Here is a 12,949-nt window from a genome sequence, read left to right on the forward strand (position 1 = left end):
TCAGTCCAAGGTCAGCTTGCTTCATGGCTCACATCGTCGCTCGCAACACGGGTCCCGGACAAGCTGATCGCGGGTCGATTTTGCAGACCTTCCCTCGGTGTCCTTGAACCAGGCCGCCTTCTCGGAGCCAAGCACGCACACGTGGCCTTGCGTCCTGAGCCCTGGAAGATCGTAGTCTTCGAAGACGACGCCCCTGGACTCCAGGTCCGAGATTTCCGCTTCGATGTCCGCCACCCGGAAGCTCACCGCGGTGTGCTCCGCCCGGGTGCCTTCGGGCTTCGGAAACAGCGCCAGGGTCGCACCGCCGCAGGAATACAGGAACTTGCCGTCGGGGGAACTGCCCAGCGGGTGCAGGCCCAGCCGGCCTTCATAGAACAGGCGAGCCCGGTCCAGGTCGATGACCGGAAGCATTGTGGTGATGCTCGAGTCGGAGAGCATGATGGGCCTCCCAGGTCTTGAGGGCGCGGCGCGGCCGGTCCACGATCGGCACCGCCGCGCTGCCGCGCCCGATGCGGGCAATCATTATTCTCCCTCCCCGTGCCGAAGGAAAGCGCGCCGCCGGAGTTCAGCCGCGGTCACGGGCAAGGCGCACGCCGGAGAACTGCCAGCGCTGGTGCGGGTGGAAGAAGTTGCGGTACGTGGGCCGCATGTGCCCCTCGGGCGTGGCGCAGGAGCCGCCACGCAGAACGTACTGGCCGCTCATGAACTTGCCGTTGTATTCGCCGATCGCGCCGGCGCCGGTGCGAAAGCCCGGATAGGGGGCATAAGCGCTCGCGGTCCATTCCCAGACATCGCCGTAGACCTGGCTCAGCGGAGACTGGGCAACCCGCACCGCCGGCACCGGCCGCAGCCGATCCGAAGACGCGAAGTTGCCCTGCACCGGCTGGCCGCGGGCAGCCACCTCCCATTCGAACTCGGTTGGCAGGCGCGCGCCGGCCCAGCGCGCATAGGCGTCGGCCTCGAAGCGGCAGATGTGCGATACCGGCGCCTCGAGCTCCAGAGGTGCCATCCCGCCCAGCGTCATCTGCCACCACGCGCCATCCCGCTGCTCCCAGTAGAGCGGCGCGCGCCAGGCCTCCTGCTGGACCCGAGCCCAGCCGTCCGCCAGCCAGTGCATGGGATCGAGGTAGCCGCCGTCTTCGACGAAGCCGATCCACTCGCGGTTGGTGACCGGTCGCGAGGCCAGCGCGTAGGGCACCAGCACCACCCGGTGACAAGGCGCCTCGCAGTCGAACGCGAAATCCTGGCCGCGGTGCCCCACCTCGAAGCAGCCGCCGTCGAAGTCGATCCACTGCATCGGCGGGGCGCCCCCGGCGGGGCTCTCCCCGTGCAGGTCCCGGAGCGCGGGCCGGAGTGCGGGCCGCAGGGGGTTGCGCGAGAACAGGTGCAGCAGGTCGGTCAGCAGCAGTTCCTGGTGCTGCTGCTCATGATGTATTCCCAGCTCGACCAGGGCCAGCACCGAGGCCGGCACAGCGGCAGCGAGCAGGCGTTCGAGCGCAGCGTCCACGCGCTGCCGGTAGTCGAGCACCTCGCCGATGGCCGGGCGGGTGAGCATGCCGCGCTCGGGCCGCGGCTGGCGCGCACCGACGGTCTCGTAGTACGAATTGAAGAGGTAGCGATAGCGCGGCTCGGCGGGGACGTAGCCCGGCAGATGAGCGCCAAGGAGGAATTCCTCGAAGAACCAGGTGGTGTGCGCGAGGTGCCACTTGGCCGGGCTCGCGTCGTCCATCGACTGCACTGTCATGTCGGCGTCGGTCAGACCGGCGACCAGGCCGAGAGTCTGCTGGCGGCAGTCCAGAAATCGATTCCTCAGGGCTGCGAGCCAATCCTCTTCCACGGGCGTGCCTGAGTGAGCCATCGCGTTCGCCTCCCGGTGATCCACCTGACCGAGCGGCAGGTCGCCGTGTCCGGCGCCTCGGTCAGCAGGACCGATGCTACGCCGAACGGCGCCCGTGCTGGCAGCGGGGTTGGGTCCTGCGCCGCCCTCACTCCAGCCGCTCGAACGACTTGTCGATGCGCTCCCAGCGGCGCTTCACGAACTGGCGCGCCTCGTGGTGCGTGTGCAGGTACAGCTCGTTGTCGCGGATGCCCGCGAGCACCAGCCCGGCCACCTCATCGGCGCCGATCTCGCGCCCGGACAGGGTTGCGAGCTCCTCCTCGCTGTAGACGCCTTCGTCCGACGGTCCGCCGTACTCCCCGGGACGGTTGCGCTTGCTGAAGTCGATGCGGGTGCCGACGCGCATCGGCGCCAGCACCGACACGCCGATGCCGTGCTCGCGCAGGTCCTTGTGCAGGCACTCCGCCAGCGCGACCACGCCGAACTTGGTCACGCAGTAGGGACCGAGGTTGCGGTTGGGCACCAGCCCGGCGAAGCTCGCAGTGAACAGCACGTGACCGCCCTGTTTCTGCTCGACCATCCGCGGCACGAATGCCTCGACGCCGTGGATCGGGCCCCAGAGATTGACCCGCACCGACCACTCCCAGTCGGCATGCGACGCGTCCTGGGTGGGGCCGCCGACCGCGACGCCCGCGTTGTTGAACACGACGTGGACCGCGCCAAACTCCTCGAAGGCCTCGTCGGCAAGTGAGAACACCGCGGCGCGATCGCCGACGTCGGTGCGCACGCCGATCGCCTTTGCGCCCTGCGCGCGCAGCCCGTCGACTGCCGCCTTCAGCGCGGACTCCTCCACGTCGGCGAGCACCAGCTTCGCGCCTTCGCGCGCCAGCGCGGTTGCGGTGGCCAGGCCGATGCCGCTGGCCCCGCCGGTGATGACCGCGACCTTGTCCCTGAACTCCTTCATCGCCCTGGCTCCCGGATCGATGCGGCCGGTGGCCGCGGTGATGGGCCGCGCCGCCGCACGGCGGACCCGGCATGTACCCGCAAGGCTGGAGCGGAGCGCACGAGCCGCACGAACCGCTCCAGGATCCTCAGATGGAACGCCCTGCGTTCTCCCAGTACGGCTGGCGCAGCTTGCGCTTGAAGATCTTGCCCGAGTCCTCGCGCGGCAGTTCGGGCAGGAACTCCACCCGGCGCGGCACCATGTAGCCGGCCACGTGCTTGCGCAGGAAGGCGCGCACCCCGGCCTCGGTCGGCTCGGTGCCGGGCTGCGGCTGGATCACCGCGCAGACCGCCTCGCCGTACTCGTCGTCCGGAATGCCGAACACCGCGCAGTCGGCCACTTCGGGCATGCGCTGGAGTTCAGCCTCGATCTGCGCCGGGTAGATGTTCACGCCGCCCGAAATGATCATGTCGTTGGAGCGGTCGCAGAGATACAGGAAGCCGTCCTCGTCGAAGTAGCCGACGTCGCCGGGCGAGACCAGATCTCCCTTCTGCGCGCGTCGGGTCTTGTCCGGATCGCCGTGGTACTCGAAGCTGCCCACCCCGAGCACCCGGCCGATCACCTCGCCGATCGCCCGCGGCGGCAATTCCTTGCCCTCGGCATCGACGATGCGCACTTCGGCCCCCTGCACCACGCGCCCTACCGTACCGGGATGCTCAAGCCACTCCTGAGCAGTGCAGAAGGTGACGTTGGACATCTCAGTGGAGCCGTAGTACTCGTTGATGATCGGCCCCCACCAGTCGATCATCGCGCGCTTGACCGGCGGCGACACCGGCGCCGCGGCATGCGCCACGAAACGCAGCGACGACAGGTCGTAGCGGCGCCTGACCTCCTCGGGCAGCTTGAGCAGCCGATTGAACATGATTGGCACCATGTTCAGGTGCGTGATCCGGTGCTTCTCGATCGCCCGCAGCAGTTCCTCCGGGTCGAAGCGCGGCAGGATCACCAGCTCGGCCCCCATCCGGTACGAGTAGCTCGCGTGCGCGTACGGGGCCGAGTGGTAGATGGGCCCGACGACCGCGGTGACCACCGTCGACGGGTCGTCGAAGTCGCCGCCGAATCCGTAGGAGCGTGCGAACACACGGTCCGACGCCTCGCGTCGCTCGGGCGTGGGCGTGGGACGGCGCACGCCCTTGGGCCTGCCGGTGGTTCCGGAGGTGTAGATGATCGCCGAGGGCATCGGCTGCGGGGGCGCGGTGCGCGGCGCGAAGCCGTCGCACCAGGCGTCCCAGTCGGTCATCCCCGCCGGGACCTCGCCGGCCTCGGGCGCCAGGCCGTAGGCCGCGCGGATCTCGGGCGGAACACGCACCACGAGCACCTTGACGCCCTCCGGGATCGCATCGCGGATCGGCGCCAGCAGGTCTGCATGGATCACCAGGGCCTTGGCCCCGGAATCCTTCAGCAGGTAGTTGGCCTCGTCGACCGTGTAGTGCCAGTTCATCGCGACCGGATAGACGCCGAGCTGGCCTGCCCCATTTCCCGCCTCGAAAAAGGCGTAGTCGTTGCGCAGGCACAGCGCCACGCCGTCGCCCGCCGCCAGCCCCAGCGACTCGAACCCTGAAGCCGCCTGCGCGATCCTGCGGTCGATCTCCGCGGACGAACGCACGCGCTCGCCCAGCCACACCTTGCCCATGCCGAACTCCTCCATGGAAAGAATCTGCGCGCCTTCCCACCGGGCAAGGCGCGCCGCACACCCCGCGGCTCAGGCCACGTTGTCGATGTGTTCCAGCGCCTTGCGATACTTCTCGATCGCCCGCTCGCGCACCAGCGGCAGGTGGTAATCGGGAAACAGCTCGGCGGTGGCCTTGAACTGCGACAGCACCTCGCGGGCGAGGGTCACCTTGTGCACCTCGGCCGGACCGTCGGCCAGGCCCATGTGATAGGACTGCATCACCATCTCGGTGAAGGGCATCTCGTTGGAGATGCCCAGCGAGCCGTGCAGGTGCAGCGCGCGCGAGGCGATGTCGTGCAGCACCTTGGGCATGATCGCCTTGATCGCCGCGATGTCGCCGCGCACCCGCTTGTAGTCCTTGTGCCGGTCGATCAGCCAGGCGGTGCGCAGCACCAGCAGCCGGAACTGCTCGAGCTCGATCCACGAGTCGGCGATCTTCTCCTGCACCATCTGCTTGCGCGCGAGCAGCTCGCCCTGCGTGGTGCGCGACAGCACGCGCTCGCACATCATCTCCAGCGCGCGGCGGGCGTCGCCGATGGTGCGCATGGCGTGGTGGATCCGCCCGCCGCCCAGGCGCACCTGCGCCACCACGAAGGCAGCACCGCGCGGGCCCAGCATGTGGTCGGCGGGCACGCGCAGGTTGTCGTACTGCAGGTAGCCGTGGGTGGGCGCCTTCTCGGTGTCGTAACCCACGTTGCGGATGATCTTCCAGCCCGGCGTGTCCCGGGGCACGATGAACATCGACATCCGCTGGTAGGGCGGCGCGTCGGGATCGGTGATCGCCATCGTGATCAGGAACTCGGCGTAGCGCGCGTGCGAGGCGAACCACTTCTGGCCGTTGAGCACCCAGTGGTCGCCATCGCGCACCGCGGTGGTGGTGAAGATCTTCGGGTCCGCGCCGCCCTGCGGCTCGGTCATCGCGAAGCAGGAGACGATTTCGTTGGCGAGCAGCGGCTCGAGGTACTTCTTCTTCTGCTCGGGCGTGCCGTAATGCGCGAGGATCTCCGCGTTGCCGGAGTCGGGCGCCTGGCAGCCGAACACCGTCGGCCCGTAGAGCGAGCGGCCGAGGATCTCGTTGAGCAGCGCGAGCTTGACCTGGCCGTAGCCCTGGCCGCCGAGCTCGGGACCGAGATGGCAGGCCCAGAGCTTGCGCTTGCGGACCTCGGCCTGCAGCGGGCGCACCAGCGCATTGCGGCGCGCATCGTGCACGTCGGCCGGATGGCCAAGCACCTGATCGAGCGGTTCGACCTCGGTGCGGACGAAGTCTCTCACCCAGTCGAGTTGCCGCTGGTACTCCGCATCGGTCTCGAAATCCCACCCCATCTGACGCCTCCTCGATCGCTTGGTTCTGGTCGATCCGAGGCTAGCAGAGGGGGCCGGACGGCCAGCGGCGCGGGAATGGCGGGACGGTTCCGGAAAGCGGATACTGGCAGCGCACAGTTCCGGGAACCACCCATGCCCGCACCTTCGATCGCGCGCAGCAGGCTGAGCCTCGCCGCCGCGGCCGCCCTGGTCACGCTGGCCGCCTGCGGCGACGGCGAGGTCAGGCTCGCGGTCAGCATCAACTTCCCCGCCACGCCACCGACGGGCCAGCCGTTGATCGTGCTCAGCGGCACCGCCAGCCTGCCGGACGGCTCGGTGCGCCTGGGCGGCACGCCCACGGTGCCCTGGGTGAGCTGCCAGCCGGGTCCTTACACGATGGGCTGGCGCAACGAAACCACCGGCAGCACGGGCACGCCCATCGCCCTGTGGAACTGCAACCAGGCGTTCCTCTCCTGGAGCACCGGCAGCATTGCGCTGGCGCCGGGCGTCAACCGCATCACCGTCACGATCGCCGACGCCACCGGCAGCAGTGCCGACAGCGTCAGCGTGACGCGTTGAGCGGCAGCCTGCTCAGCCCGCCTTGCGCGGCTTGGCGGAGGCGGTGACGGTGTCGGCCAGCGTGACGCTCACCGACAGCACCTCCATGTCGCGGTCGCTGTCGAGGTCGATCGCGATGTCCTCGGGCGCCACTTTCACGTAGCGCGACACCGCCTCGATCACTGCCTGCTTGATCTGCTGGATGAGCTCGGGATTGGCCGAGCGGCTTCCCTCGCGGGCGATGATGACCTGGAGGCGCTCCTTGGCCAGCGAGGCGGTCTTGGGCTGGCGGCGCAGGATGAGATCTAGGATGGACATGGCGCGCCCCTCAGGCCGTGGCCTTGCGGCCCACCGACGCCAGGATCCGGCGCAGCAGGCTCGGCTGCTCTTCGGTCACGTAGCGCATCGGCACGTCCTTGCCGAGGAAGCGGTCGATCGCGTCGACGTAGGCCTGTGCCACCTCGCTCTGCGCATCGTGCACCGCCGGCACCCCGGCGTTGGAGGATTCGAGCACCTTCTGCGACTCCGGGATCACGCCGAGCAGCGGGATCTTGAGAATGTCGAGGATGTCGCCGTAGGAGAGCATCTCGCCGTCGCGCACCCGCCGCGGCGAGTAGCGCGTGATCAGCAGGTGCTCGCGCACCGGCTCGCCGCCCGCCTGGGCGCGCCGCGAACGCGACTGGATGATGCCGATGATGCGGTCGGAATCGCGCACCGAGGAGACCTCGGGATTGACGACGACCAGCGCGTGGTCGGCGAAGGTCAGCGCCATGATCGCGCCCTTCTCGATGCCCGCCGGCGAGTCGCAGATGATGAAGTCGAAGCCCATCGCCTTCAGGTCCTCGATCACCTTGCCCACGCCCTCCTCGGTCAGGGCCTCCTTGTCGCGGGTCTGCGAGGCCGCGAGGATGGACAGGTTGGGCGCCTGCTTGTCGCGGATCAGCGCCTGGTTGAGCGTGGCCTCGCCGTGGATCACGTTGACGAAGTCGTACACGACGCGGCGCTCGCAGCCCATGACCAGGTCGAGGTTGCGCAGGCCCACGTCGAAATCGATCACGACCACCTTCTTGCCGCGCAGGGCCAGGCCCGCCGCGAGATTGGCCGAGGTGGTCGTCTTGCCGACGCCGCCCTTGCCCGAGGTCACAACGATCACTTCACTCATCAGAGTCCTTCCATGCTGGTGTGTTCCGGCCTCGCCACGGGTCGAGCAGGCCGTATTGCGTACCTTGCTACAGCGGCCGGACCGACAACCTGTCGGCCACCGGGTCGAGTTCGATGCGCACCGGGCGGCCGCGGTGCTCCTCGGGCGGCCCTTCCTCGAAGGTGCGATAGACGCCGCACACCGCGACCAGTTCGGCGCGAAGGTCGAGGGTGAAGATGGCCGCGCCGCGCCGGCCGCGCGCGCCGGCGATGGCACGGCCCTGGAGCGGGCCGTAGATGTGGACGTTTCCGTCGGCAATCACTTCCGCGCCGGGCGACACCGGGCCGATGACGACGAGATCCGCGTCCCGCGCGTAGATGCGCTGGCCGGAGCGGACCGGACGGTCCACCACCAGCGTGTCCGCCAGGCCTGGCGCGGGTGCCGCGCCTGCCGCGCCTGCTGCGGGTGCCGCGCCTGCTGCGGGTGCCGCGCCTGCTGCGGGTGCCGCGCCTGCCGCGGGTGCCGGCGGCCGTGCCGATGCGCCGCCTTGCGCCTCCGCCCCAGCCGCATCCGTGCGCCCGGCAGCGCCCTGCGCCGACGGCACGCCTTCGCGCCGCCTCGGCTCGGGGATCGGCGCCAGCCAGCCGAGCTGCAGGCGGTTCGCATCAACGCGAAACGCCTCGCTTGCCCCGGCGACCGCAACCGGGTGCAGCCGGACCGCCCGCAACGCCGCCAGCACCTCCGGCCAGTCCACCGAAGCCTCGGAGCCCAGCCTGGACAGGTCGATGACCACCGGCTGCCATTCGAAGCGGTCCGGGTCGCCGTCGAGAAGCTCGATCAGCGCATGGCGCAGCGCGTCGGGCGACGCGTCGTTGAGCACGGCGCGCAGCGCCGGATGGGACAGCCCCTTGAACTCTATCGCCGGTCTTGCGGCGGGCGCGCGTGCGCTTGCAGCGGCCGGCGGCTGGTCGGGATCGATCGTGGAGTGGACAGCGGATTCGGTGGGCATCGGCCGGTAGTCGGGTTCGCCAGGGCTTGGGCGGCCAGCGCGCCAGCGCAGCTGTCCGCATCTGCGGTCGGGCATGCACGCCGCCTGGCGCGCAGCGGGTTCGCCGGGTGACGAATCGTTGACGATTGTACCCGACGCGCCCGCAGCGACCAGCGCCGCCGGGGCCCGGCCTGGCGGATCAGCTGCCCGCGCTCAGCCAGCCGGCGACCCGGCGGTACACCGACGCGCGGCCGAGCAGTCCCACATGGCCCGTGCGCAGAGCGATCCAGGTGTGGCCCGGCGGGAACGCAAGCCCGCGCCGCGCCTGCGGATGGCGGCCGAGCGCGCTGTCGAGCGGCACCAGACCGTCGCCCAGCAGCCGGCGCGCCAGCGGATCTTCTCGGCGGCCGGTGGTGGCGGCGATCGCGTAGCAGGCCACCCCTTCGGGCAGCGGCACCGGCACCCGGGTGTCGGCGGCATGGGCGAAGCGGTCGCGGCCCTGCCAGTCCTCGTCGAGGAGGCTGCCGTGGCGCAGGTCGGTGATGCCGGCGCTGCGCAGGCTGCCCAGCCGCGCGAACGCGGCGGAGTAGGGACTCACGCCGAGCACCTCGTGCACCCAGCGGCCGCCGCGCTCCAGCGGGGCGCCATGATGCGGCGTGCCCAGGAACACCATGTCGCGCACCCGGTCGATCCAGTCCAGCCCCCGGGCCTGGGCGTCGTGGTACGCGCTGCGCGCCACCAGCCCGCCCATGCTGTGGCCGATCAGCGTGATCCGGGTGATCGGCACCGGCCAGTCGGCCAGCAGCGCCTGCAAGCGCTCCGAGAGCGCGCGGCCGTTGGTGGAGACATGCAGGCCGGTGTTGTAGCGCAGGTGCAGCGGCGTGGCGCCCAGGCCGCGGGCGAGCACCCCGATCGGGTCGACCGCGCCGCGGCGCCACTGGAGGTCGCTCATGCACAGGCCGTGGATGGCCAGGATGAGCCAGCCGCTCGGCGCCGCCACGACGGCCGCGCCCTCGCCCTGCTGCAGCGTGCGCCCCTCGTGCCTGAGGCTCATCGGGATGGCCAGCGGATTGGCGGTGCGCTCGAGGTAATCGCCCAGCACGCCGTTGAGCGCTGCAACAAGCGGCTCGCGGCCGGCCCAGCCGGCCTCGTCCTCATCCTCCGGCAGGGCTTCGCCGAGCACGGCCAGCGCGGTATCGATGCCCCCGCCCACCATCCGGGTGACGCCACGCACCGTCTTGTAGACGAAGCCGGTGATTCCGCGCGTGCGGCCCTCGACCGGCGTGCCGATCGGCAGGGGCACGCGCTGGATGGTGCGGTGCATCGCCTCGACGAGGTCGGTCACACCGAGCGTGGCGGCGACGGCGAGACGGCTGGCGCCGCGCAGGTCGGCGTTACGGGAGTTCGGCGCCATGGCGGCAGGCCGCATCGGGTTCGGTGGAAGCCGACGAATATGACACAGCGAGGGCCGCCACGCCAGCGGCCCGCCCCTCCCGCGCCGACCGGGCACCGCCGCGCGGCGCCCGTGGCTGTCAGCCCTGCATCGCTTCCTCGATCTCCGCCACCACGTCGGCGAACTTCGCGCGCGCGGCAGCCTCCACCTGAGGCACGTGGTAGGCCGGGAACAGCTCCGTGGTGCCGCGGTAGCCGCTCAGCACCTGCTGGGCGACGGTCACCTTGTGCACCTCGGTCGGACCGTCGGCCAGCGCGAGGAAATAGGAGGCCAGCACCTGCTCGGCGAAAGGCATCTCGTTGGAGATGCCGATCGAGCCGTGGAGGTGCAGCGCGCGCGACGCGATGTCGTGCAGCACCTTGGGCATCGCCGCCTTCACCGCGGCGATGTCCTTGCGCACCAGCTTGTAGTCGTTGTGCCTGTCGCACAGCCAGGCGGTGCGCAGCACCAGCAGCCGGAACTGCTCCAGCTCGATCCAGGAGTCGGCGATCTTCTCCTGCACCATCTGCTTCTTCGCCAGCAGCTCACCCTGCGTGAAGCGCGACAGCACGCGCTCGCACATCATGTCCAGCGCCCTGCGTGCCTGGCCGATGGTGCGCATCGCATGATGGATGCGCCCGCCGCCGAGGCGCACCTGCGCAACCACGAAGGCGCCGCCCTGCGGGCCCAGCATGTGGTCGGCGGGCACGCGCACGTCGTGGAACTCCAGATAGCCGTGGCTCGGAACATGGTCCGCGCCCCAGCCGACGTTGCGCTTGATCTCGATTCCCGGGGTGTCTGCCGGCACGATGAACATCGACATCCGCTGGTAGGGCGGCGCCTCGGGATCGGTCACCGCCATCACGATGTAGAAGGCCGCGAAGCGTGCGTTCGAGGCGAACCACTTCTGGCCGCTGATCACCCACTCGTCGCCCTGGCGGACCGCCTTGGTGGTGAGCACCTTGGGGTCGGCGCCGCCCTGCGGCTCGGTCATCGCGAAGCAGGAGACGATGCGGTTCTCCAGCAGCGGCTCGAGGAAGCGCTTCTTCTGCGCGGGCGTGCCGAAGTGCGCGAGGATCTCGGCGTTGCCGGTGTCGGGCGCCTGGCAGCCGAACACGACCGGCGCGAACGAGGCCCGGCCCAGGATCTCGTTGAGCAGCGCCAGCTTCATCTGACCGTAGCCCGGGCCGCCAAGGTCAGCGCCGAGGTGGCAGGCCCACAGCTTGCGCTCCTTCACCCGCTGCTGCAGCGGGCGAACCAGGCGCTCGAAGCCCGGCTGGTTCAGGTCGTAGGGGCTGCCGAGCACATGCTGGAGCGGCTCCACTTCTTCGCGTACGAAGGCCTCGACCCAGTCGAGTTCCTTCTGAAAGTCTGCATCGGTCTCGAATCCCCAGCTCATTTCTGCTCCCTCGTGTTGCGTTCGTCGTCAGGTTCGTCGGTGTTTCGGTCTGGCGGGCGGGGCGCGATCAGAGGATCAGGCCGCCGTCCACCGGGATGCTCTGGCCGTAGACGTAGGCCGACAGCGGCGACGCCAGGAACAGCGCAACGCCCGCCATGTCGGAGGGCAGCCCCAGGCGCCCCGCCGGGATGTTCTCCAGCGTGGCCTTCAGGCGCTCGGGGTTGGCCGTGGTGACCTTGGTGAGCTTGGTGTCCACCAGCCCCGGCGCGATGCCGTTGACGCGGATGCCCTCGCCTGCCCAGGCCTCGGCCAGCGTGCGGGTCAGCCCCATCGCGCCGGTCTTGGACGCGTTGTAGGCCGGATTGCCCTTGGTCGAGTGGAACGCGGCGGTGGAACTGACCGTGATCAGCGAGCCCTTCGACGCCTTGAGCATGTCGTAGAACTTGAGGCTGCAGTCCATCAGGCTGTTCAGGTTCACCTCGATGACCCGGCGGAAGCCGCCGCCGTCGAACTCGCCCCGCCGGTAGATGACGATGCCCTGCGAGAGCACCAGCACGTCGAGTTTCGAGAACGAAGGTTCCAGGGTCTCGACCGCGTTGCGGTCGCTGACGTCGACCTGCGCGTAGTGCAGGCCGGACAGGTCCGAGCCCTCGGCGGGATCGTAGTCGGCGGGGCTGGCGCGAGTGCCCCAGACGTGGACTTCCGCGCCGTTGTCCAGGAAGGCCCTGGCGATGCCGTTGCCGATGCCGCTCGAGCCACCGACCACCAGGACGGTCTTGCCGGAAAAGTCCAGGGGATTGCCCATCTTGCCCATCTCTCCATCGCCTTCGAGCGCGCAGCGCGCGTGACCAAGCCAGCCCGCAGCCCCGGTCCGGCGGCGGCGGTTAATACGTTTGGCTAAAACAAATGACTTATGCAATCATCGCACCAAAGGAAGCACCTTGTCGACCCCTGCCCAGACCCCGCCCTCCGCTGACCCCACGCGCGAGCGACTGAAGACCGCCGCGCAGCGCCTGTTCGCCGAGCGCGGCATCGACGGCGTCTCGATCCGCGACATCGTCACGGCGGCCGGCGTGCGCAATGGCGCGTCGGTCCACTATCACTTCGGCGCCAAGGAGGCGCTGGTGCAGGAGCTGGTCCTGGAAGGCGCGCAGCGCATCGACCTGCGCCGCAATGCCGCGCTCGACGCGATCGAGGGGGACGGCGGTCCGCGCAGCGTGTCCGAGATAGCCAGGCTGCTCGTGGAGACATCGATCGACGGCGGCCCGGCGGACGGCCCGGGCGCTGCCCGCGCGGCCAGCTACATCCGCTTCATCAATGCGGTGCGGGCGCACCACAACTCGCTCTTCATGGACGCGCTGCAGGGCCGCTGGAACTCCGGCTACCAGCGCTGCCTGAGGCACCTGGAGCGGCTGCTCGCCGACGTGCCGCCGGCGCTGCTGAACCAGCGCTTCATCTTCATGTCGCTGTATCTCGGCAGCACCCTCGCCGCCCGCGAGCGGGCGCTCGAGGACGCGGCCCGCTCCAGCCGCCTGTGGCGCACCGCCTGGGCGCTGGACAACCTGGTCGACACCCTGTGCGGCCTGCTCGGCCAGCCGCCTTCGGCGCGGACGACGC

Annotated in this window: 12 protein-coding genes and 1 pseudogene; 2 read left to right on the forward strand and 11 right to left on the reverse strand. The window is 69.9% G+C overall.

The window, feature by feature from the left end; genetic code table 11:
- Positions 1-21: 21 nt before the first annotated feature.
- The 5 genes from HNQ70_RS18240 to HNQ70_RS18260 form a co-directional block, all read right to left on the reverse strand.
- Entirely contained in the window at positions 22-438 is a 417-nt protein-coding gene (locus HNQ70_RS18240; RefSeq protein WP_246435126.1) for a VOC family protein, read from the reverse strand.
- A 127-nt stretch (positions 439-565) separates the two neighbouring features.
- Positions 566-1,858, reverse strand: coding sequence for an ergothioneine biosynthesis protein EgtB (gene egtB, locus HNQ70_RS18245; RefSeq protein WP_183970481.1), 1,293 nt, complete (start codon positions 1,856-1,858; stop codon positions 566-568).
- Positions 1,859-1,985: 127 nt separating this feature from the next.
- Positions 1,986-2,801 carry an SDR family NAD(P)-dependent oxidoreductase gene (locus HNQ70_RS18250; RefSeq protein ID WP_183970483.1) on the reverse strand — a complete coding sequence of 272 codons (816 nt, stop codon included), beginning with the start codon at positions 2,799-2,801 and terminating at the stop codon, positions 1,986-1,988.
- A gap of 127 nt (positions 2,802-2,928) precedes the next feature.
- Positions 2,929-4,473 (reverse strand): acyl-CoA synthetase, encoded by a 1,545-nt coding sequence (locus tag HNQ70_RS18255; protein ID WP_183970485.1) that lies wholly within the window; start codon positions 4,471-4,473, stop codon positions 2,929-2,931.
- 69 nt (positions 4,474-4,542) lie between these two features.
- A complete protein-coding gene (locus HNQ70_RS18260) occupies positions 4,543-5,835 on the reverse strand; it encodes an acyl-CoA dehydrogenase family protein (protein ID WP_183970487.1) in 1,293 nt (430 codons plus the stop codon).
- Positions 5,836-5,967: 132 nt separating this feature from the next.
- Between HNQ70_RS18260 and HNQ70_RS18265 the strand changes: the two genes are divergently transcribed.
- Positions 5,968-6,393, forward strand: a complete 426-nt coding sequence (locus HNQ70_RS18265; protein WP_183970489.1) for a hypothetical protein — start codon at positions 5,968-5,970, stop codon at positions 6,391-6,393.
- Positions 6,394-6,405: 12 nt separating this feature from the next.
- On the opposite strand, the gene minE is transcribed toward HNQ70_RS18265, so the two are convergent.
- The 6 genes from minE to HNQ70_RS18295 form a co-directional block, all read right to left on the reverse strand.
- On the reverse strand, positions 6,406-6,690 hold the full coding sequence (gene minE / locus HNQ70_RS18270; RefSeq protein ID WP_183970491.1) for a cell division topological specificity factor MinE: 285 nt from the start codon (positions 6,688-6,690) through the stop codon (positions 6,406-6,408).
- A gap of 10 nt (positions 6,691-6,700) precedes the next feature.
- A complete protein-coding gene (gene minD, locus HNQ70_RS18275; RefSeq protein WP_183970493.1) occupies positions 6,701-7,534 on the reverse strand; it encodes a septum site-determining protein MinD in 834 nt (277 codons plus the stop codon).
- Between the two features lie 67 nt (positions 7,535-7,601).
- Complete coding sequence (minC, locus tag HNQ70_RS18280) at positions 7,602-8,597, reverse strand: septum site-determining protein MinC (RefSeq protein ID WP_221302894.1); 996 nt, start codon at positions 8,595-8,597, stop codon at positions 7,602-7,604.
- 103 nt (positions 8,598-8,700) lie between these two features.
- Positions 8,701-9,915, reverse strand: coding sequence for an esterase/lipase family protein (locus tag HNQ70_RS18285; protein WP_183970497.1), 1,215 nt, complete (start codon positions 9,913-9,915; stop codon positions 8,701-8,703).
- 118 nt (positions 9,916-10,033) lie between these two features.
- On the reverse strand, positions 10,034-11,332 hold the full coding sequence (locus HNQ70_RS18290) for an acyl-CoA dehydrogenase family protein (protein WP_183970499.1): 1,299 nt from the start codon (positions 11,330-11,332) through the stop codon (positions 10,034-10,036).
- A 67-nt stretch (positions 11,333-11,399) separates the two neighbouring features.
- Complete coding sequence (locus HNQ70_RS18295; RefSeq protein ID WP_183970501.1) at positions 11,400-12,137, reverse strand: SDR family NAD(P)-dependent oxidoreductase; 738 nt, start codon at positions 12,135-12,137, stop codon at positions 11,400-11,402.
- 136 nt (positions 12,138-12,273) lie between these two features.
- Here HNQ70_RS18295 and HNQ70_RS20300 point away from each other — a divergent pair.
- A pseudogene (locus HNQ70_RS20300) lies at positions 12,274-12,456 on the forward strand (TetR/AcrR family transcriptional regulator); the annotation flags it as partial.
- Positions 12,457-12,949 lie beyond the last annotated feature (493 nt).

It is taken from the genome of Quisquiliibacterium transsilvanicum (assembly GCF_014202215.1).
Taxonomy (GTDB): Bacteria; Pseudomonadota; Gammaproteobacteria; order Burkholderiales; family Burkholderiaceae_E; genus Quisquiliibacterium; species Quisquiliibacterium transsilvanicum.